This is a genomic window from Microbacterium sp. LWH7-1.2, from assembly GCF_038397755.1.
Lineage (GTDB): Bacteria > Actinomycetota > Actinomycetes > Actinomycetales > Microbacteriaceae > Microbacterium.
Genome location: NZ_CP151637.1, coordinates 657,965 through 682,304, shown reverse-complemented (window position 1 = coordinate 682,304; position 24,340 = coordinate 657,965). Strand labels below are relative to the sequence as shown.

Annotated in this window: 20 protein-coding genes; 8 read left to right on the top strand and 12 right to left on the bottom strand. The window is 70.1% G+C overall.

Annotated elements, in window-relative coordinates; translation table 11 throughout:
* Window positions 1-27: 27 nt before the first annotated feature.
* From MRBLWH7_RS03220 to MRBLWH7_RS03210, 3 genes are read left to right on the top strand one after another with little or no spacing between them, the layout of a single operon-like run.
* Window positions 28-378, top strand: a complete 351-nt coding sequence (locus MRBLWH7_RS03220; RefSeq protein WP_341999090.1) for a metallopeptidase family protein — start codon at window positions 28-30, stop codon at window positions 376-378.
* Entirely contained in the window at window positions 369-677 is a 309-nt protein-coding gene (gene clpS / locus MRBLWH7_RS03215; protein ID WP_341999088.1) for an ATP-dependent Clp protease adapter ClpS, read from the top strand. Before MRBLWH7_RS03220 ends, clpS begins: the two co-directional genes overlap by 10 nt.
* Entirely contained in the window at window positions 674-1,168 is a 495-nt protein-coding gene (locus MRBLWH7_RS03210) for a DUF2017 family protein (protein ID WP_341999086.1), read from the top strand. The genes clpS and MRBLWH7_RS03210 overlap by 4 nt, the downstream gene beginning before the upstream one ends.
* A 7-nt stretch (window positions 1,169-1,175) precedes the next feature.
* Here MRBLWH7_RS03210 and MRBLWH7_RS03205 read toward each other — a convergent pair whose 3' ends face one another.
* The 6 genes from MRBLWH7_RS03205 to gatC all read right to left on the bottom strand — a co-directional run bounded on the left by MRBLWH7_RS03205 (window position 1,176) and on the right by gatC (window position 6,867).
* Window positions 1,176-1,700: a hypothetical protein gene (locus MRBLWH7_RS03205; protein ID WP_342001895.1), complete on the bottom strand. Its 525-nt coding sequence runs from the start codon at window positions 1,698-1,700 to the stop codon at window positions 1,176-1,178.
* 43 nt (window positions 1,701-1,743) lie between these two features.
* Window positions 1,744-2,064, bottom strand: a complete 321-nt coding sequence (locus tag MRBLWH7_RS03200; protein WP_341999084.1) for a hypothetical protein — start codon at window positions 2,062-2,064, stop codon at window positions 1,744-1,746.
* A gap of 82 nt (window positions 2,065-2,146) precedes the next feature.
* Window positions 2,147-3,409, bottom strand: a complete 1,263-nt coding sequence (locus MRBLWH7_RS03195) for a DNA polymerase IV (RefSeq protein WP_341999082.1) — start codon at window positions 3,407-3,409, stop codon at window positions 2,147-2,149.
* Window positions 3,410-3,514: 105 nt separating this feature from the next.
* Complete coding sequence (gene gatB / locus MRBLWH7_RS03190; protein WP_341999080.1) at window positions 3,515-5,038, bottom strand: Asp-tRNA(Asn)/Glu-tRNA(Gln) amidotransferase subunit GatB; 1,524 nt, start codon at window positions 5,036-5,038, stop codon at window positions 3,515-3,517.
* The gene (gatA, locus tag MRBLWH7_RS03185) at window positions 5,038-6,558 is read right to left on the bottom strand and encodes an Asp-tRNA(Asn)/Glu-tRNA(Gln) amidotransferase subunit GatA (protein ID WP_341999078.1); all 1,521 of its coding nucleotides are present in this window, start codon (window positions 6,556-6,558) and stop codon (window positions 5,038-5,040) included. Before gatA ends, gatB begins: the two co-directional genes overlap by 1 nt.
* 9 nt (window positions 6,559-6,567) lie before the next feature.
* Complete coding sequence (gene gatC, locus MRBLWH7_RS03180; RefSeq protein ID WP_116196676.1) at window positions 6,568-6,867, bottom strand: Asp-tRNA(Asn)/Glu-tRNA(Gln) amidotransferase subunit GatC; 300 nt, start codon at window positions 6,865-6,867, stop codon at window positions 6,568-6,570.
* A 60-nt stretch (window positions 6,868-6,927) separates the two neighbouring features.
* Here gatC and MRBLWH7_RS03175 point away from each other — a divergent pair, with 60 nt between their 5' ends.
* Complete coding sequence (locus tag MRBLWH7_RS03175) at window positions 6,928-8,628, top strand: long-chain-fatty-acid--CoA ligase (protein WP_341999075.1); 1,701 nt, start codon at window positions 6,928-6,930, stop codon at window positions 8,626-8,628.
* 4 nt (window positions 8,629-8,632) lie between these two features.
* Here the strand turns inward: MRBLWH7_RS03175 and MRBLWH7_RS03170 are convergent, their stop codons facing one another.
* Window positions 8,633-8,941 (bottom strand): YciI family protein, encoded by a 309-nt coding sequence (locus MRBLWH7_RS03170; protein WP_341999074.1) that lies wholly within the window; start codon window positions 8,939-8,941, stop codon window positions 8,633-8,635.
* A 55-nt stretch (window positions 8,942-8,996) separates the two neighbouring features.
* Window positions 8,997-11,369, bottom strand: a complete 2,373-nt coding sequence (gene ligA, locus MRBLWH7_RS03165; protein WP_341999072.1) for an NAD-dependent DNA ligase LigA — start codon at window positions 11,367-11,369, stop codon at window positions 8,997-8,999.
* A 199-nt stretch (window positions 11,370-11,568) separates the two neighbouring features.
* On the opposite strand from ligA, the gene MRBLWH7_RS03160 reads away from it, so the two are divergent.
* Window positions 11,569-12,558: an IS481 family transposase gene (locus tag MRBLWH7_RS03160; RefSeq protein WP_341995282.1), complete on the top strand. Its 990-nt coding sequence runs from the start codon at window positions 11,569-11,571 to the stop codon at window positions 12,556-12,558.
* On the opposite strand, the gene mnmA is transcribed toward MRBLWH7_RS03160, so the two are convergent.
* Both mnmA and MRBLWH7_RS03150 read right to left on the bottom strand, forming a co-directional pair.
* Entirely contained in the window at window positions 12,555-13,652 is a 1,098-nt protein-coding gene (mnmA, locus tag MRBLWH7_RS03155; protein WP_341999070.1) for a tRNA 2-thiouridine(34) synthase MnmA, read from the bottom strand. The two genes, MRBLWH7_RS03160 and mnmA, sit on opposite strands and share 4 nt — an antisense overlap.
* Window positions 13,653-13,661: 9 nt before the next feature.
* On the bottom strand, window positions 13,662-14,846 hold the full coding sequence (locus MRBLWH7_RS03150; RefSeq protein WP_342001894.1) for a cysteine desulfurase family protein: 1,185 nt from the start codon (window positions 14,844-14,846) through the stop codon (window positions 13,662-13,664).
* 125 nt (window positions 14,847-14,971) lie between these two features.
* Here MRBLWH7_RS03150 and glgX point away from each other — a divergent pair, with 125 nt between their 5' ends.
* From glgX to glgB, 3 genes are all read left to right on the top strand, one after another.
* Window positions 14,972-17,056, top strand: a complete 2,085-nt coding sequence (gene glgX, locus MRBLWH7_RS03145; protein WP_341999068.1) for a glycogen debranching protein GlgX — start codon at window positions 14,972-14,974, stop codon at window positions 17,054-17,056.
* A gap of 187 nt (window positions 17,057-17,243) precedes the next feature.
* Window positions 17,244-19,217, top strand: a complete 1,974-nt coding sequence (locus tag MRBLWH7_RS03140) for a maltotransferase domain-containing protein (RefSeq protein ID WP_342001892.1) — start codon at window positions 17,244-17,246, stop codon at window positions 19,215-19,217.
* A complete protein-coding gene (gene glgB, locus MRBLWH7_RS03135; RefSeq protein ID WP_341999066.1) occupies window positions 19,214-21,388 on the top strand; it encodes a 1,4-alpha-glucan branching protein GlgB in 2,175 nt (724 codons plus the stop codon). The genes MRBLWH7_RS03140 and glgB overlap by 4 nt, the downstream gene beginning before the upstream one ends.
* Before the next feature lie 84 nt (window positions 21,389-21,472).
* Here the strand turns inward: glgB and MRBLWH7_RS03130 are convergent, their stop codons facing one another.
* Window positions 21,473-22,411: a tetratricopeptide repeat protein gene (locus MRBLWH7_RS03130; RefSeq protein ID WP_341999064.1), complete on the bottom strand. Its 939-nt coding sequence runs from the start codon at window positions 22,409-22,411 to the stop codon at window positions 21,473-21,475.
* Window positions 22,411-24,309: a glycosyl transferase gene (locus MRBLWH7_RS03125; protein WP_341999062.1), complete on the bottom strand. Its 1,899-nt coding sequence runs from the start codon at window positions 24,307-24,309 to the stop codon at window positions 22,411-22,413. Before MRBLWH7_RS03125 ends, MRBLWH7_RS03130 begins: the two co-directional genes overlap by 1 nt.
* Window positions 24,310-24,340 lie beyond the last annotated feature (31 nt).

Here is a 24,340-nt window from a genome sequence, read left to right as displayed (position 1 = left end):
GCCCCATTCGCGTAGAAGCGGGGCATCATGATGGAGATGGATGCCGCGACCTTCGAGACGCTCGTGATCGACGAGCTGGATGCCCTCCCCGACGACATGGTCCAGGGCCTCGACAACGTCGTGTTCGTCGTGGAGGACCGGCCCGAGGACGGCAGCCTCGACCTGCTGGGGCTGTACGACGGCTGGGCGCTGACCGAGCGGGAGCGCTACGGGATCGGCGAGCTGCCGGACCGCATCCTCGTGTACCGCGAGCCGCACCTGGCGGTGTGCGGCGACGAGGACGAGCTGCGCCAAGAGGTGCATACGACGCTGGTGCACGAGATCGCACACTTCTACGGAATCGACGACGACCGCCTGCACGAGCTGGGGTGGGCATGATGGCCGCGCTCGCGACACCATCGGTCGACGAGGACGTCGAGGCCTCGGAGCACGTCGCTCCCGCGCGCCCGTGGCAGACGGTCGTCTGGGACGACCCCGTCAACCTCATGAGCTATGTCACCCACGTCTTCCGTGAGTACTTCGGCCTGGCGCGCGCCGACGCGGAGCGGCTGATGCTCGCCGTGCACAACGAGGGGCACGCGGTCGTCTCGCAGGGCCCGCGCGAGCAGATGGAGATGCACGCACAGGCGATGCACGACTACGGCCTGTGGGCGACCGTGAGGCAGGAGCCCCGATGACGGCCCGGATCGTCGTGCTCGAGGTCGCGCGCCTAGAGGCGGCCCATCTCGCCGGACTCGTCGGCCAGTTCGCCGAACTTCTGCGCGAGTCCGCGCCCGACAACGGTGACCCGGCGATCGCCCGGCTCGTGCCATCCGCGTACGCGGACGACGAGGAGGCGGCGCGGGAGTTCCGGGCGCTCACACAGGCCGATCTGCTCGGTCGGCGGGAGTCCGACGCGGGTCTCGTGCTGGCGTCCCTCCAGGGCGCGGCTCAGATCCCCGAGGACCCCGACGACCCGGCTCTGCTGGAACCGGTCGAGATCAGGCTCGACCCCGAAACGGCGCAGGCGTGGCTGCGCACGCTCGCGGCCGTCCGCCTGGTGCTGGCGACGCGGCTGGGGGTCGTCGAAGAGGACGACCACGACCACGACGACCCGCGCTTCGGCGTCTACGACTGGATCGGCTACCGGCTCGACGGACTGGTGGCCGCCCTCGACCGCGAGGACTGATCCGCGATCACGGTACGGCGATCACGAGGGTCGCGAGGCTCATGGGATCGTCGCGGGTGACGTGCCGGTGCTCCTGGCGCGCCCAGCGGTCCCAGTGCGGGCGGTACGTTTCGCCATCACGGGCCAGTGCGCGCTGTTTGCGCGACGTCGCCGGCGACTCGAGCCACACGCGCACGTCGGCGAGGCGCGCCGTCGCGGGAGTGAGCAGTCCCGCGCCCTCGATGATGAGCGGCAGGGCGGGGTCCACCGCGTGCGCCTCGGCGTGCTCTCCGACGGCCCAGTCCCACCGCTGCCATACCCCTACGAGTCCCTTGGCGTGGGGGGTCAGGATCAGCTCCTTCGCGAGCTCGACGCCGTCGTCCAAACCGTCCCAGCCCGGGTAGATCGAATCGAGCGCCACGACCTGCACGCGGCCGCGCAACGGCCACCGGGCAACGAGAGTGCGCGCCAGCGTCGTCTTGCCGGCACCGCTTCGCCCGTCGATGAGGACGACCGGATTGGATGCCGCGATCCGCCCGATCGCCGCGATGATCTCGTCGACCGCGATCCCGAGCGAGTTGCCGACGGCGTCCGGGCTACTTCTTGAGGGTGCGGATGACACGGCTGAGCGCGCGACCGGCGAAGAAGACGAGCGGAATCGCGACCGTCACGAGCGCGATGATGTTCGGCTCGAACCGCAGGCCGTCGCCCTGGCGGATGTATGCGCCGACCGGGATGGCCCAACCGCCTCCGCCACCACCGCCGTTGCCGGCTTCGTCCGATCCCCCGCCGAAACCGGACCACGTCAGCGCAACGGGGATGATGCGGACGCCGTCGACGTCCTGCTGCTCGCCGTATGCGCTCTTCACGCCGAAGGACGCCGACTGCTTGCCGAGTTCGAGTGCGATGTTGGGCATGCGTCCAACGTACCCGCCGCCGCGCCCCTGGCACAGCGCGCCGACGAAGACCGACGGGTCATGACGGCCGTGATGCGCCGAGTCAGCCCTCGTCGAGTCGCGGCGCCGGCGGGCTCGACGGAAGGGTGCCGCCGCCGCGGGTGCCGAGCAGGGTCGCGCGGGTGACCGCTCCTCGCCCGAACTTCGCCGTCGCTCCGTCCAGCGCATCCTCGATGCGTCGCCATCCTTCGTCGTCGTCCCACAGCGTCGGCATCGCCGCCCCCGCCGGACGCAGCTTCTCCGCCCGCACGCCGATGAGCCGAACGGGCAGCGTGCGATCCACCGAGGCGAACAGCTCATGGGCGGCGTCGCCGATCCGCTGCCCGACCGCGGTGGGCTCGGGAAGCGTCTGCGATCGGGAGATGGTCGTGAAGTCCGCGTAGCGCACCTTGATCGCGACGGTCGACGCCTCCCATCCGCTGCTGCGCAGCCGCGCCCCGACCCGATCTGCGAGGCGACGCAGCTCGGAGCGCAGGATCGCCGTGTCGCCGATGTCTTCGTGGAAGGTCTCTTCGTGCCCCACGCTCTTCTCGACCCGACTCGTGTCGACCTCGCGTGCATCGATCCCCCGCGCAAGGTGCCAGATGCGGTCCCCCATCGCGGGGCCGAGAGCGCGATCGAGCAGGTCGCGCGGCGTGTCGATCACGTCGGCGATGGTACGGATGCCGCGTGCCTCGAGCGCCTCGGAGGCCTTCGGTCCGACGCCCCACAGGGCGCGCACCGATCGCGGGGCGAGGAACGCGGCAGTGTCCGCCTCCGCGACGATCAGGAGACCGTCGGGCTTGCTCAAGGTGGAGGCCATCTTCGCGACGTGCTTCGTCGCGGCGACGCCGATGCTGCAGGTGAGGCCGGTCTCCTCGAGGACCCGGTGGCGCAGCATCCGTGCGATCCGCCCGGGACTCCCCCAGAGACGGCGCGCTCCGCTCACGTCGAGGAACGCCTCGTCGATCGACAGCGGCTCGACGAGCGGCGTCACGTCCCGGAATATGCGCATGACCTGCGACGACGTCTCGAGATACCGTTCGAAGTGCGGGCGGACGACGATCGCGTGCGGGCACAGACGCAGCGCCTGGGCGACCGGCATCGCGGAGCGCACGCCGAAGCGGCGAGCCTCGTACGACGCGCTCGAGACGACGGAGCGGCTCTCGGGCGCGCCGACGATGATCGCCTTGCCGCGCAGCGAGGGGTCGTCGAGCTGTTCGACCGACGCGTAGAACGCGTCCATGTCGACGTGCAGGATGCCCGCGCCGGTGTCGTCGGCATCCTCCGGGGAGACGACCCGGCCGGTTCCGTCACCACGCCCCATGCGTCGATCCTCCCAGCAACCGCGGACATCGTGACGTGAGGGCGGATCCCGGCCGGGATCCGCCCTCACGTCGGGCTCGAACGCCCGCGGCGTTCGAGGACTCGCCTATGCGCTGGTCGAGCCGGCGCGCTCCAGCACCAGCTCGCGCACGCGCGCGGCGTCGGCCTGGCCCTTCATCGCCTTCATGACCGCGCCGATGACGGCACCGGCGGCCTGCACCTTCCCGTCGCGGATCTTCTCGAGCACGTCCGGCTGCGAGGCGAGCGCCTCGTCGATCGCTGCGATGAGCGCGCCGTCGTCCGAGACGACCGCCAGACCGCGGGCGTCGACGATCTCCTGAGGCGTGCCCTCACCGGCGATCATCCCCTCGAGCACCTGACGGGCGAGCTTGTCGGTCAGGGTCCCGGCATCGACGAGCGCCTGCAGGGCCGCCACGTCCCGCGGAGTCGCCAGCTCGGCGGGTTCGCGGCCCTCGGCGTTCGCGATGCGGAGGAGTTCACCCGTCCACCACTTGCGCGCCGCGGCGGGCGAGGTGCCCGCGGCGATCGTCTCCTCGACCTCAGCGAGCAGTCCCGCGTTCACGACGCCCTGGAAGTCGATGTCGGCGAACCCCCAGTCGGCTTTGAGGCGACGCCGGCGAGCCGCGGGCGGCTCGGGCAGCGCGGCGCGGAGCTGCTCGATCAGTTCGAGCGACGGCGCGACCGGCAGCAGATCGGGTTCGGGGAAGTAGCGGTAGTCGTCGGCGTCGGACTTGGGACGACCGGGCGACGTGGTGCCGGTGTCCTCGTGCCAGTGACGCGTCTCCTGCGTGATCGTCCCGCCCGCGGCGAGGATCGCCGCCTGACGCTGGATCTCGTACCGCACCGCACGTTCGACCGAACGCATCGAGTTGACGTTCTTCGTCTCGGTGCGCGTGCCGAGCTTCTCCTGGCCGCGCGGCCGCAGCGAGACGTTGGCGTCGCAGCGGAGGTTGCCGCGCTCCATGCGCGCCTCCGAGATGCCGAGCGCGATCACGATGTCGCGGATCGTCGCGACGTAGGCCTTGGCGATCTCGGGAGCGCGGTGCTCGGCGCCGAAGATGGGCTTGGTGACGATCTCGACGAGCGGCACACCGGCGCGGTTGTAGTCGACCAGCGAGTACTCGGCGCCCTGGATGCGTCCGGTCGAGCCGCCGACATGGGTGAGCTTGCCGGCATCCTCCTCCATGTGCGCGCGTTCGATCGGCACGGTGACGATCTCTCCGTCGGCGAGCTCGATGTCGACCGACCCCTCGAACGCGATCGGCTCGTCGTACTGCGAGATCTGGTAGTTCTTGCCGAGGTCGGGGTAGAAGTAGTTCTTGCGCGCGAACCGGCTCGACGGCGCGATCGAGCACCCGAGCGCGAGCCCGAGGCTGATCGAGTAGCGCACGGCGGTCTCGTTGACGACGGGCAGCGCACCGGGCAGACCCATGTCGACGGGGGCGACGAGGGTGTTCGCCTCGGCGCCGTGGTTCGCCGAGTTCGCCGGATTCGCGGCGCCGGAGAACATCTTGGTCTCGGTGTTGAGCTCGACGTGCACCTCGAACCCGAGGACCGGCTCGTAGAGCTCGAGAGCCTTGTCGAAGTCCATCAGGTTTTCCTTCGCCATCAGCGGGCACCTCCGTTCGCGCCGAGGGCCGGGGCCCTGTCGAGGAGCTGACCGCCCCACGAGTCTACGAGCAGCGACTCCAGCGCCGCACCGACGCGGTACAGGCGCGCATCCTCGTGAGCGGGAGCGAGGAACTGGATGCCGACCGGCAGTCCGTCCTCCGACGCCAGACCCGACGGGATCGAGATGCCCGGCACGCCGGCGAGGTTCGCCGGGATCGTCGTGACGTCGTTGAGGTACATCTGCAGCGGGTCGTCGATCTTCTCCCCCAGCTTGAACGCGGTGGTGGGCGCCGAGGGCGTCGCGATGACGTCGACCTGCGAGAACGCATCCGCGAAGTCGCGCTGGATGAGCGTGCGCACCTTCTGCGCCGAGCCGTAGTAGGCGTCGTAATAGCCCGCCGACAGTGCGTACGTGCCGAGGATGATCCGGCGCTTCACCTCGTCGCCGAAGCCGGCGTGGCGGGTCGCCGCCATGACGTCCTCGACGGTGCCGCCGGGGACGTCCACGCGCAGGCCGAAGCGCACCGAGTCGAACTTCGCGAGATTGCTCGAAGCCTCCGCCGGGAGGATGAGGTAGTACGCGGCGACGCCGTACTCGAAGTGCGGTGCGCTGATCTCGACGATCTCGGCGCCCTGTGCCTCCATCGTGGCCAGGGCCGCACGGAACGACTCCGACACACCGGCCTGGAACCCGCTGTCGGGGAGCTCGCGGATCACGCCGACCTTGAGGCCCTTGAGCACCTCGCCGGTCGCGCCCTCGCGCGCGGCGGCGGCGAAAGAGGGCCACTCGTGGGCGAGCGACGTGGAGTCGTGCGGGTCGTGCCCGCCGATCACGTCGTGGAGGAGTCCGGCGTCGAGCACCGTGCGGGTCACCGGGCCGACCTGGTCGAGGCTGGATGCCAGCGCGATCGCGCCGTAGCGGCTGACGCCGCCGTAGGTCGGCTTGATGCCCACCGTTCCCGTGACGTGTGCGGGCTGGCGGATCGAGCCGCCCGTGTCGGAGCCGAGCGCCAGAGGGGCTTCGAATGCGGCGACCGCAGCCGCGGAACCGCCGCCGGAGCCGCCGGGGATCCGCGTGAGGTCCCACGGGTTGCGGGTCGGACCGTACGCCGAGTGCTCGGTCGACGAGCCCATCGCGAACTCGTCCATGTTCGTCTTGCCGAGCGGCACCAGACCCGCGGCGCGCGAGCGCGCGACGACGGTCGCGTCGTACGGCGACATGTACCCCGCGAGGATCTTCGATCCGCTGGTCGACGGCATGTCCGTCGTCACCAGCACATCCTTGATCGCGAGCGGGACGCCCGCGAGGGGGCCGAGGTCTTCGCCGGCGGCCCGTCGGCGGTCGATGTCGGCGGCCACGTCGATAGCGTGCTGGCTGACGTGGAGGAAGGCGTGCACGTCGGCATCCACGGCGGCGATGCGGTCGAGGTGGGCCTGCGTGGCCTCCACGCTCGACACCTCGCGGCGGGAGAGGCTGTCTGCGAGCGCGGCGGCGCTCAGCTTCGTGAGATCGGTCACGTCGGGTCCTTACTGCTCTTCGCCGAGGATCGCGGTCACGCGGAACCGCCCGTCCGCAGAATCCGGAGCGTTCTGCAACACCTGCGCGGGCGTCAGCAGATCACCGGGCACGTCCGAACGGAACACGTTCTCGAGGGCGATCGGGTGGCTGGTGGCGGGGACGTCGGGCGTGGCGACCTCGGAGACCTTGGCGATGTTGTCGACGATCGCGTCGAGCTGGCCGGTGAGGCGCTCGACCTCGCCGTCGCTCAGCTGGATCCGGGCGAGCACACCGAGATGGCGCACGAGATCGGGGGTGATTTCAGACACCAGACAAGACTACCGGGGCCGCACCACTGGCCCGTGGCGTGCCCGGCGTAGGCTGTGGCCGTGACGACCTACGACCCGCCGCGCCCCTGGATCGCCAGCTACGCCGAAGGCGTCCCGGAGGACCTCGCCCCGGTGACCGGTTCCCTCGTCGACATCGTCGCCGCGTCGGCACGCGATTACCCGGATGCTGCGGCCCTGCAGTTCTTCGGACGCGAGACGTCGTACCGCTCGCTGCACGAGCAGATCGAGCGCGCGGCGGCAGGACTGCGTGATCTCGGCGTGAAGGCGGGCGACCCCGTCGCCATCGTGCTGCCGAACTGCCCGCAGCACATCGTCGCGTTCTACGCGATCCTGCGCCTCGGCGCCGTCGTGATCGAGCACAACCCGCTGTACACCGCCCGCGAGCTGCGCAAGCAGTTCGAAGACCACGGCGCGAAGCATGCGATCGTGTGGACGAAGGTCGTCGCGACCGTGCAGGACTTCCCCGCCGACCTCGCGGTGACGAATCTCATCTCAGTGGACGTCATCAAGGCGATGCCGTTCGGCACCCGCCTCGCCCTCAAGCTCCCCATCGCGAAGGCCCGCGAGGCGCGCGAGGCGCTCTCCGAGCGCGTCTCCGGCACGGTGGCGTGGGAGCGGGTCGTCGGATCGTCGCCGCTGCCGGCATCCCACCCGCGCCCGGCCACCGACGATCTCGCGCTCATCCAGTACACGAGCGGCACGACGGGCACCCCGAAGGGCGCCTCGCTCACGCACCGGAACCTGCTCTCGAACGCGGCGCAGGCACGTGCGTGGGTGCCGTCGATCGTCCGCGGAGACGGCTGCGTCGTCTACGCCGTGCTGCCGATGTTCCACGCCTACGGACTGACCCTCTGCCTCACCTTCGCGATGTCGATGGGCGCGCGGCTGGTGCTCTTCCCGCGCTTCGACCCCGACATGGTGCTGGACGTGACGAAGAAGCACCCCGCGACGTTCCTGCCGCTGGTCCCGCCGATCGCCGACCGCCTGCTCAAAGCGGCACAGGAGAAGGGCGTATCGCTCGTGGGCACCGAGGTCGCGATCTCGGGCGCCATGGCGCTGCCGCACGAGCTCGTGGTGCCCTTCGAGGCGGCGTCCGGCGGATTCCTCGTCGAAGGCTACGGGCTCAGCGAATGCTCGCCGGTGCTGATGGCGAACCCGGTCGCCGACAACCGCGTTCCGGGGACCGTCGGCCTGCCCCTGCCCGGCACGGAGTGCCGCGTCGTCGATCCCGACGACCCCACGCAGGACGTCCCTGCCGGCGAGCGCGGCGAGCTCGTCGTGCGCGGACCGCAGGTCTTCGGCGGCTACTACGGCAAGCCCGAGGAGACCGAGGCGGTCTTCACCGAGGGATGGTTCCGCACCGGCGACATCGTCACGATCGACGAGGCCGGGTTCGTGCGCATCGTGGACCGCATCAAAGAGCTCATCATCACGGGCGGGTTCAACGTCGCCCCGACCGAGGTCGAGAACGCGCTCCGCCAGCACCCGCAGGTCGAGGACGCGGCCGTCGTCGGGCTCCCGAGCGAGCACTCCGGCGAAGAGGTCGTGGCAGCGATCGTCGTCGCACCCGGCCAGGAGATCGACGTCGAAGCCGTCCGTGACTTCGCCCGCGGCATCCTCACGCCGTACAAGGTGCCCCGCCGCATCTACGTGGTCGACGAACTCCCGAAGTCCCTCATCGGCAAGGTGCTTCGCCGCCAGGTGCGGGACCGCCTGCTCGCGCTCAACACCGGCGTCTGACCGCTCAGCCCTCGAGCCCGTCCCGGGCGACCGCGATCCGATAGGGGTGCAGCGACGCGACGAAGACGCCGGCCGCGACCGCAGGATCGGCGCGCATGATCGCGCGAGCCGCCGCCTCGTCGTCGGCCTCGAAGATCGTGATGCCGAAGGTGCCTTCGGTCTCCTGGGTGCGCCCGGCGAGCACGAGAGTCCCGCGATCTCGCAGGTCGACCAGGTAGTCGACGTGCGCGCCGACGATGCGCTGCTCGTCCGGCGTCGCGTCCGCGACCATCTCGGGCCGCGAGGGGACGATGCGATAGAGCCATTGCGCCATGCGGTCATCATCCCAGTCGCCGCCCGCCGGCGCATCGTTCGACGACGGCGGAGAGTCAGCCTGCGTCGGGGACGAGGGCGTCGAGTGCCTCGGGTCCCTGCGTGACCAGGATGTGGAACTGCGCCGCGTCGAGGATGCGGATGCCGAGCTCCTCCGCCTTCGCGAGCTTCGAACCGGCACCCGGCCCCGCCGCGACGAAGTCGGTCTTCTTCGAGACGCTCGACGCCGCCTTGCCGCCGGCCTTGAGGATCGCCTCCTGCGCTCCCTCGCGGCTGTATCCATCGAGGGAGCCGGTCGCGACGACGGTGAGACCGTCCAGCACACCCCCCGCGGTGGCCGCCGCGCCGGGTCCGGGGTGTCCGGGGGTGGCGAGCCGAGCGCCTGCCGCGGCCCAGCGGTAGACGATGTCGCGATGCCAGTCCTCTTCGAACCATTCGCGGAGCGAGTCGGCGATGATCCCGCCGACTCCCTCGACCGCGGCGAGGTCGTCGCGCGACGCATCCCGGATCGCCTCGACCGACCCGAACCACTGCGCCAGCGCGCGCGCCGCCACCGGGCCGACGTGGCGGATGTTGAGAGCCACCAGGAAGCGCCACAGCTCCTTGGTCTTCGCCCGCTCCAGCTGATCGATCAGCGTCAGCGCCTGTGTCGACGGCTGCGGCTCGGTGATCCCAGCCTTCTTCTCAGCCGGCGTGGGGTTGCGCCGGAACGGCGCCCGCCGCACGATCTCGCCGGATTTCTCGTCGATTCGGGGCTCGCCGGTCTCGGCGTCGCGCACGATCACCTCGATCGGCACGAGCTGGTCGATGGTGAGCTCGAAGAGCGTCGCCTCGGTCTCGAGCGGAGGGACCTCCGGCACGGACGGCTGCGTCAGCGCGGCCGCGGTGACCTCCCCCAGCGCCTCGATGTCAAGGGCACCGCGCGAGCCGATGTGCTCCACGCGTCCGCGCACCTGGGCCGGGCACGCCCGCGTGTTCGGGCAGCGCAGGTCGATGTCGCCTTCCTTCGCCGGCGCGAGCGGGAAGCCGCACTCGGGGCAGTCGGCCGGCATGACGAACTCGCGTTCTGTGCCGTCGCGGAGCTCGACCACGGGGCCGAGGATCTCGGGGATCACGTCGCCCGCCTTGCGGAGCACGACCGTGTCGCCGATCAGCACCCCCTTCGCCCGGACGACGTCCTGGTTGTGCAGCGTCGCCTGACGCACCACCGATCCGGCGACACGCGCAGGGGCCATGACGGCGAACGGAGTCGCACGCCCGGTGCGCCCCACCGACACGACGATGTCGAGCAGCTTGGTGTTGACCTGCTCGGGCGGGTACTTGTACGCGATCGCCCACCGCGGCGCGCGGCTGGTCGCGCCGAGCTCATCGTGCAGCGCGAGCTCGTCGACCTTGACGACGACGCCGTCGATCTCGTGCTCGACGTCGTGGCGGTGCTCGCCGTAGTGGGCGACGAAGTCGAGCACGCCGTCGATCTCGTCGGCCGTCTGGAAGTACGGGCTCGTCGGAAGGCCCCACTCGGCGAGCAGCCCGTACGTCTCGCTCTGCGAATCCACCGGCGGATTGCTCCATGCACCGATTCCGTGGACGAACAATCGGAGGGAGTCGAGCCGTGCCTGCCCTGCCTCGCGCTCGAGGCCGTCCTTCTTGTCGAGCTGCTGGCGCAGGCCGCCCGAGGCCGCGTTGCGCGGGTTGGCGAAGGACGGGAACCGCCGCTCCGCGCTCACGCGGGCCTTGGTCTCGTCGAACACCCGGGTGCGGGCGCGCGTCTCTTCGACGGCACGGTCGCGCATATCGGCCTGCAGTGCGTTCAGTGCCTCGAACGCCGCGACGGGGATGAACACCTCGCCCCGCACCTCCACGAGGTCGGGATGCCCGCCGCCCTCGAGCCGCTGCGGGATGCCCGCGACACGGACGGCGTTGTCCGTCACGTCCTCGCCGGTGCGGCCGTCGCCGCGCGTCGCCGCCGACGTCAGCACGCCGCGCTCGTAACGGAGGCTGATGGCGAGCCCGTCGATCTTGAGCTCGGTGAGCCATCGCACTCTGCGGCCGGCCGCCGACTCGGTCTTGACGCACCAATCCCGCAGCTCGTCGAGGCTGAAGACGTTGTCGAGGCTCAGCATCCGCTCGGCATGCTCGACCGGCGCGAACATCGAGCTCTCCGCGGCGCCGACGGTCTGAGTGGGCGAGTCCTGGCCCTGGAGTTCGGGGTGCAGTCGCTCGAGCTCTTCCAGCCGATGCATCCAGCCGTCGTAGGTCGCGTCATCGACGAGCTCGGCGTTGCGCCCGTAATAGGCGTCGCGGGCGCCGATGATTCGGTCCGTCAGCTCCTGCGCTTCGGTGCGCGAGGCCTCCAGACCGGCGTCGGAGGGAAGAGGTGCCGCCGCTGCGAGCGGCGCGGAGGCTGGCGTACCGAGGTCATCCGTCACCGCACCAGTCTAGGAGCGGGGGCCGACACCGCCAGGGCGGCGGACCGCCCCTGCGGGCCGCGGCATCCGTTTCCGGATCTAGGTGTGATGTCCAGGGACGTTGTTTCGGGACACGCCCGGAGTAGCTGAGTAGCGAAGGCCTCCCGGTTGTGAAGTGGAGCTGTCTAGTTCAACCGCTTCACGAACGCAGGAGGCCCTCGTGTCCCACGCTAACGCTGCTCTGACTCCCCGTGCCCGACTGCGCCTCGCGCGCCTTATCGTCGACGAGGGGTGGCCACTGCAGGTGGCAGCGAAGATGTTCATGGTCTCGACCGTGACAGCCCGGAAGTGGGCGGCCAGATTCCGATCCGAGGGGCCGGCGGGGATGTCGGATCGGTCGAGCCGCCCCCGCTCGATGCCTGCGAAGACGCCGTCGCCGGTTGTGAAGAAGATCGTGAAGGCCCGCTGGCGGCGTCGGCTGGGCCCGGTCCAGATCGCCGGTGAGCTCGGTCTGGCTCCGTCGACCGTTCACGCGGTTCTGGTGCGTTGCGGCCTCAACCGCCTCTCCGCGATCGACCGGGTCACCGGGGAGCCGATCCGCCGTTATGAGCACGACCATCCCGGCGCACTGATCCACGTCGATGTCACCAAGTTCGGTCGCATCCCCGACGGCGGCGGGCACCGGTTCGTCGGACGGCAGCAGGGCGCCCGGAACAAGCTCGAGACGCCAGGACTGCCGCGCGGCAAGGACCACAAGCCGAGGACCGGCACCGGGTTCTTCCACACCGTCGTCGACGACAACTCGCGGGTGGCTTATGTCGAAGAGCACGACGACGAGCGAGCCGAGACTGCCGTCGGCGTCCTCACCCGCGCGATCGCGTTCTTCGCCGATCACGGCGTGACCGTCGAGCGCGTCCTTTCCGACAACGGCTCCTGCTACCGGTCCCTTGCCTGGCGAGACGCCTGCGCCGACCTCGGCATCAGACACAAGCGCACCCGCCCGTACCGCCCGCAGACCAACGGCAAGATCGAGCGCTTCCACCGCACGCTGGCCGACGGATGGGCCTACGCGAAGTTCTACCCGTCAGAGACCGAACGCCGCGACGCCCTGCCCGGCTGGATCCACTTCTACAATCACCACAGGCGACACTCCGCAATCGGAGCCCCACCCATCAGCAGGATCAACAACCTGCCTGGACATCACATCTAGGCGTCGACCGGGACGGCCGAGACCGTGCGATCGATCGTGAACTGGCCGATCACGCGCGTGCCGTCGTAGAGCACCGCGGTCTGGCCCGGTGCGACGCCGTCGAACGGCTCCGCCGGGACGACCGTGAGCACGTCGTCGGCCAGCGTCGCGATCGCCGGAACCGGCTCGGCGTGCGCGCGGATCTGGACGTGGCAGGCGAACTCGCCCGCGGGCTGCGGGCGCCCCGCCCAGGAGTACCGCTCCCCCGCGATCTCGGCGGTGGCGAGGGCCTCCTTGGGACCGACCACGACCGTGTTGGACACGGGCCGCACCTCGAGCACGAAGCGGGGCTTGCCGTCCGGCGCCGGAACGCCGAGCTGCAGACCGCGGCGCTGGCCGACCGTGAAGGCGTGGGCGCCCTCGTGCGCGCCCACCACGGCGCCGGTCCGGTCGACGATGTCGCCGCGCTCCGCACCGACCTTCTCGGCGAGCCAGCCGCGCGTGTCGCCGTCGGGGATGAAGCAGATGTCGTGGCTGTCGGGCTTGTGGGCGACGGTCAGGCCGCGCTCCTCCGCCTCGGCGCGCACGAGGGCCTTCGACGGCGTCGCTCCGAGCGGGAAGTACGTGTGCGCGAGCTGCTCGGCGTTCAGGACGCCGAGCACGTAGGACTGGTCCTTCGCGGCGTCCGATGCCCGATGCAGTTCGAGCCCCTCCGCGCCGTCGATCAGCGTGGCGTAATGGCCCGTGCACACCGCGTCGAAGCCGAGCTCGAGCGCGCGCTCCAGCAGGGCGGCGAACTTGATCTTCTCGTTGCACCGCATGCACGGGTTCGGGGTGCGGCCCGCGCGGTACTCGGCGACGAAGTCGTCGATCACGTCATCGCGGAACCGCTCGGAGAAGTCCCACACGTAGAAGGGGATGCCGAGCCGGTCGGCGGCCCTGCGGGCGTCCATCGCGTCCTCGATCGTGCAGCAGCCGCGGCTGCCGGTGCGCAGCGTTCCGCCCGCGCGCGAGAGCGCCAGGTGCACGCCGACGACGTCGTGACCCGCCTCGACGGCCCGTGCGGCCGCGACGGCGGAGTCCACTCCACCGCTCATGGCCGCAAGGATCCGCATGGGTCCAGTCTACGAACCCCTGCCTGACCGTGGCCCGGACGCCGCTCTCGCGCGCTCGACGAGCCCCGGCAGCACAGCGAGCACGGCGTCGACGTCGGCATCGCCGGTGGTGCGACCGAGCGTGAACCGCAGCACCTGGCGTGCCTCGGCATCCGTCCGTCCCATCGCGAGGACGACATGCGACGGCTCCGGCACGCCCGCCTGGCACGCCGACCCGGTGGATACCTCGACGCCGGCCATGTCGAGCAGGAAGAGCAGCGCCTCTCCCGACGCCCTGGGGAAGAGCAGGTGCGCGTTGCCGGGCAGGCGGTCGATCGGGTCTCCCAGCAGCTCCGCATCGGGGACGGAGCTCAGGGTGCCGCGCACCAGACGCTCCCGCAGGGCAGCGAGTCGCCGCGCCTCCGACACGCGTTCCGCCTCCGCGAGCTCGGCCGCGACGGCGAAGGCGGCCGCCCCCGGCACGTCCTGCGTGCCGGCGCGCAGCCGCCGCTGCTGACCGCCGCCGTGCAGGAGCGCGGTGAGTTCCGCGCCGCGTGCGACCACGAGCGCGCCGACGCCCGTCGGGCCGCCGATCTTGTGGGCCGACACGCTCATGGCCGCGAGGCCCGCGCGGCCATGAGCCTCGCCTCGCCAGTCGCGGAACGACACCGGCACGTGGCCGAACGCTGCGACCGCGTCCAGGTGCAGGGGGACGCCGGCACCCGCGGCGCCGGCCGACAGTGCGGCCGCGTCGTTCACCGTGCCGGCTTCGTTGTTCGCGACGAGGGCGGTGGCCAGGGCGGCGCCGGACAGGGCCGCACCGAACTCGTCGAGACGGATGCGAGCGGTGTCGTCGATGCCGACGTGCCGCAGCTGCGCGCCCTGGGCCTCGAGCCATTCGGACGCGTCGAGTGTCGCGTGATGCTCGCCGTCCGGGAGCACGACGGCGTCGGTGTCCCGTCCGCGCGCCCACCAGAGGCCTTTCACCCCGAGGTTGACGGCCTCGGTGCCGCCCGAGGTGAAGACGACCTCGATCGGGTCGGCACCCACCACCGCGGCGACGCGCTCGCGAGCCTCCTCGAGGACGCGTCGCGCGTGCTGGCCCGCGCCGTGGATGGACGAGGCGTTGCCCACCGTCGCCGCGGCGGAGATCCACGCGTCCCGCGCCTCCGGTCGCAGCGGCGCGGTCGCGGCGTGATCGAGATAGATCCGCACGTCGCTCATGACCGGTCGGCCTTCCTTCGCGATCGGAAGCGGCGGGTGCTGCATCCGGGTTCCGTGTCCGGGTGGGACCTGGTGCCGTAACACCGCCGACTCGGACCATGGTTATGGTAGTCCGCATGATCAGCCCGGTCTCCGTCATCTCGCCGCCTGCCGCGGGTCTGCTGGACCCAGAGCTCGACGGGCTGGGGGTCGTGCTCATCGACGGGGGTGCACGCCTGCGGGTGTGGTCGGACTCGGCGGACGCGATCGACCTCGTCGTCTTCGACGACACCGACCTCGACTGGATCACCGCGACCGACCCCCTCGTCGCGATCGGCGGCGGCGTGTGGGAGATCACGACGCCGCTGCTGCGCCCGGGCACGCGCTACGCGATCCGCGTCGACGGCCCGCACGCGCCGGGCAACACCTTCAACCGTGGGACGCTCCTGCTCGAGCCCTACTCGCGCGGACTCGTCCGGACCGGCTACGACGGCTGGCGCTCCGAGGTGGTCCACGGATCGTTCGACTGGGCAGGTGTCGCCAAGCCCGCCATCCCGATGGACCGCACGGTGCTGTACGAGGGTCACCTGAAGGGCATGTCGAAGCGGCATCCCGACGTCCCCGGCGCCCTGCGCGGCACGTACGCGGGCCTCGCCCACCCGGCGATGGTGCAGCACTTCCTCGACCTCGGCGTCACCAGCATCGAGTTGCTCCCGGTGCACGCGTTCACGACCGAACCGCGACTGCTCCAGCACGGGCTCACCAACTACTGGGGCTACAACTCCCTGAACTTCTTCACCCCGCACGCCGCGTACGCCACCGAGGATGCTCGTCGGCAGGGGCCCGAGGCCGTCCTGCGCGAGTTCAAGGGCATGGTGAAGCTGCTGCACGAGGCGGGGCTCGAGGTGATCCTCGACGTCGTCTACAACCACACCGCCGAAGAGGGCATCGGCGGTCCGCGCTCGAGTCTGCGCGGCATCGACAACCGGGCCTACTACCGCCAGCAGGAGGACGGCGCGTACATCGACGTCACCGGCTGCGGAAACTCGGTGGACACGTCGACGGATGCTGCGGCCCGCCTGGTGCTGGACTCCCTGCGCTACTGGGCGAACGATGTGCAGATCGACGGCTTCCGGTTCGACCTCGCCGCGACGCTCGGACGGGACGCGGGGCATGTGTTCACGCCCGAGCATCCGCTTCTGCGCGCCATCCTGGACGACCCTGCGCTCGCGGGCGCGAAGATGATCGCCGAGCCGTGGGATGTCGGCATGGGGGGATGGCAGACCGGCAACTTCGGCGACGGCTGGAGCGAGTGGAACGATCGCTACCGCGATCGCGTCCGCAACTTCTGGCTGAGCGACGTGGACTACGCGCGGCGTGCCTCGACGTCGCCGGTCGGGATCGGGGGGTTCGCCAACCGCCTCGCGGGATCCGCGAACACCTTCGCCGACGTGCGCGGTCCGCTCGCGAGCGTCAACTTCGTGACCGCCCACGACGGCTTCACCCTGCGCGATCTGGTGTCGTACGACGTCAAGCACAACCTCGGCAACGGCGAGCACAACCGCGATGGAGCCGACACCAACCGCTCCTTCAACCACGGCGCTGAGGGACCCACCGACGACGAGCGCATCCTCGCGACGCGGCGCAAGGCCATGCGCAACCTGCTGGGCACGCTGCTGCTGTCGGCCGGTGTGCCCATGCTGACCGCCGGCGACGAGTTCGCCCGCACGCAGCGCGGCAACAACAACGCGTACTGCCACGACTCGGTCCTGACATGGCTGTCGTGGGAGCACGCTCCGTGGCAGCAGGATCTGTACAGCCATGTGCGCCACCTTCTGCGCCTGCGGCGCGAGAACCCGGCGCTACGGCCCAGCCGCTTCGCGCGGCTCGGCGAACGCACGCCTTCGGCATCCGTCATGGAGTGGTACGACGAGCACGGCGAGACGATGTCGATCGAACGGTGGACCGATCCGTCCCATCGCACGCTGCAGTACGTGGCCGCCTCGACGCCCGAGTTCGAGCGCTTCAACCGAGTGCTCCTCATGGTCCACGGCACCGAGCGTCCGATCGAGGTCACACTCCCCGATGTGGAGGGCGTGGCCAGCTTCGTGTCGCTGTGGTCGAGCGCCGACGAGACGCCGTCGGAGAGCGCGGAGGTCTTCGGCCCCGGCGACACCGTCGCGCTCGCCGGCACGTCGATGCGTCTCTTCCGTGCCGAGTAACCCGGATCCGTCGCCGAAATCGCGGCGCCGCGTCACGTCGCTGTCATCCCGCTCGGGCGCGCGATAGGTTCGAGACGTGGTCACGAAGACGCGCTCCGTGCGCTCCCATCCGTGGCGGAGCGCCTCTGCCCTCCCTGTCCGCAAGACCCGTGCCGGGCAGACTGAGCCCGACACCGCAGCGCCGCGCATTCCGCTCGCCAAGCCCTCACCCGCCGTTCCGTGGGGTGACTACAGGCCCAAGGCGTTCGTCGGCGAGGTCGTGCCGTTCGGGGTGACGTCATTCCGGGAGGGGCACGACCGCATCGGCGTGCAGGTGCGGCTGGTCTCGCCCTCGGGCGACGAATCGCTGCACCGCCTCGAGCCGCTCGAGGACGGCTTGGACCGGTGGCGCACCGAGGTGGCGCTGCTCGAGCAGGGCGTCTGGCGCTTCCGCTTCGAGTCGTTCGGCGATGACTTCGCCACGTGGGAGCACGCCGCATCCCTCAAGATCGCGGCGGGGGTGGATGCGTCTCTCATGCGTGAGATGGGCGCCCGCCTGTTCGAACGGGCCGGTGCCGAGCGGGGGCGTCCCGTGGCGGAGCGCCGGATGCTCGCCGACGCGGCCGCATCGCTGCGTGACTCCGAGGTCGACGACGCCGCGGCGCTGTCGATCGTCGAGGATCCGGCGATCGCACGTTGTTTCCACCAGCGACCGTTGATGTCGCTTGTCACCATCGGCGACGACATGGAACTGCTCGTCGAACGCGAACGCGCCGGTGTCGGGGCATGGTACGAGTTCTTCCCGCGCTCCGAGGGCGCCCGTCGACTCAAGGACGGCACGATCAAGAGCGGCACCTTCCGCACGGCCGCCAAGCGCCTGCCCGCGGTGGCGGAGATGGGGTTCGACGTCGCCTACCTTCCGCCCATCCATCCGATCGGGCAGACGAACCGGAAGGGCCGCAACAACACCCTGGATGCCCTGCCCGGCGATCCCGGATCCCCATATGCGATCGGGGCACCCGAAGGGGGTCACGACGCCATCCATCCCGAGCTCGGCTCGCCCGCGGACTTCCGCGCATTCGTCCGCGCCGCGCAGCAGCACGGCCTCGAGGTCGCCCTTGACCTCGCCCTCCAGGCGTCGCCCGATCATCCCTGGGTGACGGAGCACCCGGAATGGTTCACGACACTTCCCGACGGCTCGATCGCCTACGCGGAGAACCCGCCGAAGAAGTACCAGGACATCTATCCGATCAACTTCGACATCGATCCGGCGGGAATCTACGCCGAGGTGCTTCGGGTGGTGCGGCACTGGATCTCGCAGGGCGTCAAGATCTTCCGGGTCGACAACCCGCACACCAAGCCTCTGCAGTTCTGGGAGTGGCTCATCGCCACCGTGAACGCCGAGCATCCCGACGCGATCTTCCTCTCCGAGGCATTCACGCGACCCGCCGTGATGCAGAGTCTGGCGGCTGTCGGGTTCCAGCAGAGCTACTCGTACTTCACGTGGCGCAACACCAAGCGCGAACTGGAAGAGTTCCTCTCGTCGGTGGCGCATGACACCGCGGACTTCATGCGGCCCAACCTCTTCGTCAATACCCACGACATCCTCACCGAGTTCCTGCAGTTCGGAGGTCGGCCGGCGTACGCGATCCGCGCGGCGATCGCAGCGACGGCGGCCCCGACGTACGGCGTGTACGCGGGGTACGAGCTCTACGAGAACGTGGCGCGCCCGGGGTCGGAAGAGAACATCGACAACGAGAAGTACGAGTACAAGTTCCGGGACTGGGCCGGCGCGATCGAGCGGGGCGACTCACTCGCCCCTTTCCTGACGCGCCTCAACGAGATCCGGCGCGCGCATCCGGCGCTGCGGCAGCTTCGCAACCTCAGCGTCCATTGGAGCGACGACGACGCGATCCTGGTGTACGCCAAGCATCTCGATGCGGCGCTTTCGCCCGACGGCCGCAGCGACACGATCATCGTCGTCGTCAACACCGATCCCCACTCGGTGCGTCAGACGATGGTCCACCTCGACACCCGCGTGTGGGGCGTCGAGCCGGGTACGCCGTACGAGGTCGAGGACCTCGTCACCGGGGCGCGATGGACGTGGTCGGATCACAACTACGTGATGCTCGACGCGTTCACCGACCCGGTCCACATCCTCCACGTGAAGGAGTCCCGATGATGCCCGCCGACCAGATCCTCGATGCCGTCGCGACGGGCTCGCACCACGACCCCCACTCCGTCCTCGGCATACATCCCGACACGGATGCCGAGGGCACCGCGACCTGGATCGTGCGCGCCCGGCGGCCGTTGGCCCGCAGCGTCACCGCCGTGTTCGCCGACGGCACCCGCGTACCGCTGGAGCACGTGCGCGCAGGGATCTGGGAGGGCACGCGCGCGGGAGGACTCAGCCCGTACGAGCTGCTGACCAGCTACCCCCACGGGCCCGACTTCACCGCGGACGATCCGTACCGTCACTCCCCCACCATCGGCGAGCTCGACCTCCATCTGATCGGCGAGGGGCGCCACGAGGAGCTGTGGCGGGTGCTCGGCGCGCATGAGCGCGAGCACGGCGGCTCTCTGGGCACCGCCTTCACCGTGTGGGCGCCGAATGCCCGAGCCGTGCGCGTGGTGGGCGACTTCAACGGCTGGGACGGCCAGGGCCACGCGATGCGCTCGATGGGCGGGAGCGGCGTGTGGGAGCTCTTCGTCCCCGGCGTCGGCCAAGGCGCGACCTACAAGTTCGAGCTTCGGGCGCGGGGCGGCGACTGGGTGCTCAAGGCCGACCCGATGGCCCGGTTCGCAGAGGTGCCGCCGGCTACGGCATCGGTGGTCGTCCGCTCCTCGTACTCGTGGGGCGATGCCGCCTGGCTCGCGCAGCGCGCCAAGTCGACCCCCGTGTCGCGGCCGATGTCGGTCTACGAGCTGCATCTCGGCTCCTGGCGCCAGGGGCTGTCGTACCGTGAGGCCGCCGTCCAGATCATCGACTACGTGAGCGCGCAGGGCTTCACGCATGTCGAGTTCCTCCCGCTCGCCGAGCATCCCTTCGGTGGGTCCTGGGGCTACCAGGTCACGGGCTACTACGCACCGACCAGCCGCTTCGGGCACCCCGACGACCTCCGGTACCTCATCGACCGGCTCCACCAGGCCGGCATCGGCGTCATCATGGACTGGGTCCCGGGGCATTTCCCCAAGGACGCCTTCGCCCTCGCACGCTTCGATGGCGAGCCGCTGTACGAGCACGCCGACCCGCGGCGCGGAGAACACCGCGACTGGGGCACGTACATCTTCGACTACGGCCGCAACGAAGTGCGCAACTTCCTCGTCGCGAACGCGCTGTACTGGTTCGAGGAGTTCCATGTCGACGGACTGCGCGTGGACGCCGTGGCTTCAATGCTGTACCTCGACTACTCCCGCGAGGACGGCGAGTGGGCGCCGAACGTGCACGGCGGACGCGAGAACCTCGAGGCGATCCACTTCCTGCAGGAGGTGAACGCCACCGCGTACAAGCGCTACCCGGGCATCGCGATGATCGCCGAGGAGTCCACGAGCTTCCCCGGGGTCACGGCTCCCACGAACCAGGCCGGTCTGGGATTCGGGTTCAAGTGGAACATGGGCTGGATGAACGACTCGCTCCAGTACATCAAGCGCGATCCGATCTATCGATCGCATCACGAGGGCGAACTGTCGTTCTCGTTCGTGTACGCGTTCAGCGAGAACTACGTGCTCCCGATCAGCCACGACGAAGTCGTCCACGGAAAAGGCAGCCTCATCTCCCGCATGCCCGGCGACCACTGGCAGAAGCTCGCGAACATGCGCGCCTTTCTCGCCTACATGTGGGGCCACCCGGGCAAGCAGCTGCTGTTCATGGGCCAGGAGTTCGGGCAGCTCTCGGAGTGGTCCGAAGGCCGTTCGCTCGACTGGTGGCTGCTCGATCAGCCCACCCACGCACAGCTCCAGCAGTTCGTCGGGGCGCTCAACCGGATCTATCGGGAGCATTCCGCCCTGTGGGCGCGCGACAGCGACGGCGCGGCGTTCACCCGACTCGGTGCTCCGAAGTGGAATCCCAATGTGATCGCGTTCGCGCGACGGGACTGGCACGGCAACACGATCGTCGTAGCCGCGAACTTCTCCGGAAACCCGATCTCGTACGAACTCGACCTGCCCGAGACCGGAGTCTGGGACGAGATCCTCAACACCGATGCGCAGGTGTACGGCGGGTCGGGCGTCGGCAACCTCGGCGTCGTCCACGCGGGCGCCGGCGGACGCGCGGCCCTCGTGCTGCCGCCGCTGGGAGTGCTCTGGCTGCGCCACCGGACCGGCGCGCACATCCCGTCGCCGACCCAGGGCTGAAGATCGTCAGACGCGCGACGAGGGCTCCGGGTGCACCTGGAGCCCTCGTCCGCGAGAGGGTCGCGCCGTCGGGTGCGGGGCTGCTCAGAAGAGCAGCGAAGCGAGGCGGCCGCGGGCCGCGATCACGCGCGGGTCGGCATCGCCGACAAGCGCGAACAGCTCGACGAGCCGCTCGCGCACCGGGGTGCGCTCGTCGGCGGGAAGCTGGGCGAACAGATCCAGCAAGCGCCCGAAGGCGTCCTCCACATGCCCGCCCGCGAGGTCGAGATCGGCGACGGTGAACTGCGCGGCCACGTCCTGAGGGGCGGATGCTGCGGCCGCACGCGCCGCCTGGAGATCGACACCCTGCACCCGGTCGAGCAGGCGCACCTGGCCGAGACCGGCGCGCACCTCGGCGTCGCGGGGGTTCTCGACGAGAGCCTTCTCGTACGCGGCGACCGCACGGGCGTAGTCACCTTCCTCGATGGCCGCGAATGCCTCCGCGTGCAGCGGCGGCAGGGGCGGCTCTGCGGGGGGCTCCTGCGGGGATTCCCCGTCGACCGAGGCGGAGCCGGTCACGCCGTTCTGGTCAGCGAGCTGAAGGAGCTGTGCGAACACCTCGCGCACCTGCTGCTCGGGCACGGCGCCGGTGAACATCGGGACAGGCTGGCCCGCGACGAGAGCAACGACCATCGGAATCGACTGCGCCCGGAAGGCCTGCGAGAGCTGGGGATTCGCATCCACGTCGACCTTGGCGAGCACGACGCGTCCGCCGAGCTCGATCACGACCTTCTCGAGGATCGGGCTCAGCTGCTTGCAGGGGCCGCACCATTCGGCCCAGAGGTCCACGACAACAGGAACGGTGCGCGACAGCTCGAGCACCTGCGGGAACGTCTCGTCGGTGACGTCCAGGACGAGCGACGGGACGGCTACACCGGCGCCGGCCGGCGCCTCCTCACCCGGAGCGCCGGGCGCCGGACGGTTGCGGAGGGAGGACAGGTCGACGGCGCCGCGCAGCGAGGCGCCCAGAGTGGGATCGGTCACTACAGAATCTTCGCATCGAGGATGTCGGACGAGTAACCGAGCAGACGGATCTTCTCGTTCGAACCCGGACCGGGCACGTAGAAGAACACCTGGTCGCTGAAGGTGGTCGCGAATCCGGTCTGCGACTGGTCGACACCGGCCAGTGTCTTGACCGTCCGGTTGTCGTTGACCTTGATCACGGCATCGGCGTTGGTGGGCTTCACGGTGTCGATCTCATTGATGTTCACTGCGACGATCGCCCCGCTCTCGACCGTCTGCAGGGCGAACGGCGCCTCGACACCCGCCGCCGAGCTGAACTCCAGGGTTCCGGTCGACGACGCAGTCTTGTTGAATTCTTCGAGTCTCCGCTGGCGGTCCGCCGCGATGCTGGCTCGGAGCTGGTCGCCGTCGGCCTCGAAGAGGTCGTAATACTCACTCTGCTCGCCCTTGTTGACGACGTCCGCATACGCGGCGGCGACTTCGTTCGGCGGCAGCAGGAGGAACGGCGAGTCCGGCTCGACCTGGGGCGCGCCGATGTAGGCCGGCGCGAGGTCGGGAAGCGAGGTCGAGGCCTCGAGGCTTCCGACATACGACAGCTTGTAGGCCGACCACTGATCCTGCTGGGTCAGCACCATGATGCTCGACGTCTTGGACTCCTCATCGTCCGCGACCGCGATGACCGAGCGCGGCCAGTCGTCGTAGGCCTGCGGGAGGATGATCTCCAGCGGCTTCGCCAGGATCGGGGCCGGCGCCGGGTAGTCGCCGATTGCGCCGCGGAGCTTGTAGTTCGTGTCGCGCGCCGCGAGCGCCGCCCCCTCGAGGCGGGTGTCGGCGAGGTCGCCGTCCATCGCGGCATCAGCGTCGGCCACCGTGGCGGCAATGCGCGTGAGGATGCGCTCGGCCTGCGCCTTCGTCACGGCCGGAGCCTGCTGGCCGTCGGGGGCGATCACGGTCGCCGTGGGCGACGGGGTCGGCGATGAGCCGAGCTGCGGCCACGCGTCGGCCGAGCAGCCCGAGAACAGCAGCGCCGAGACGGCCACCACCGGAAGCACGGCGAACGCACGTCGCCCGCCGCCGCTCGAGACGGCGCGACGCGTCGGCTTCGAACTGCTGATCACGCCCTTGTCGTCGTCGTGGTCGATCGCGATATCGATGGGCTCCGTGACCGGCAGCGGCAGGCCCTTGCGGCGAGGACCGCGCTTGCGGCGCGCGTGGCGGATGCCGAGGATGTACAGGAACACGCCGACGGCCATCAGGATGCCGCCGGCGACGATGAGCGGACCTGCCCACGGCGTCGACGTCTGCAGCGGCCACGAGACCGTCACCTTGCTCGGCGCGGGTGCGGTGCCGTCCGCGGCCACCAGCACGCTCATGCCCTCCGGCAGCTGAAGCGGCGCGATGAGGAGGTCGGTCTGCTGGTACTCGTCGAGCCACAGGTCGGATCCGACGGGGGTGCGGCCGGTAGTCTCGGCGGCATCCTCCCCGCCGGTCGCATCACCGGCGGCGTCGCCCGCAGCGGCGTCGTCGGACGGCGCGTCAACGGCGGGATCCGCGGTCGCGTCGACCTCGGGCTCCACCACGGTCGTCGCGAGTCCGCCCTCGTCGTCCAGCGAGACGTGGGTGTACGTGGAGTCGGAGAGCCAGGCCTCCATGTCGGCCGTGCGGCCGTACGAGGCGAAGATGTCGCCTTCGGTCTGGGCCCGCAGCGTCTGCGTGCCGGGCATCTGATTGAGCACGGCGCCGTCGATGAGGAGATACGGAGTCTGCTCTTCGACCGAGATCGCCGTGGTCTCGGTCTTGGGTCCCTGGAAGATCGTCCGCTGGGCGATGCCCGCACCGATCATCACGGTGGCGAGCACGAACGCCGCCACGGCCCACACGAAACGCACGAAGAACACCTTTCCCGGGCGCGCGGACACGGCGCAACCCTTCGATTCAACAGTTCAGACT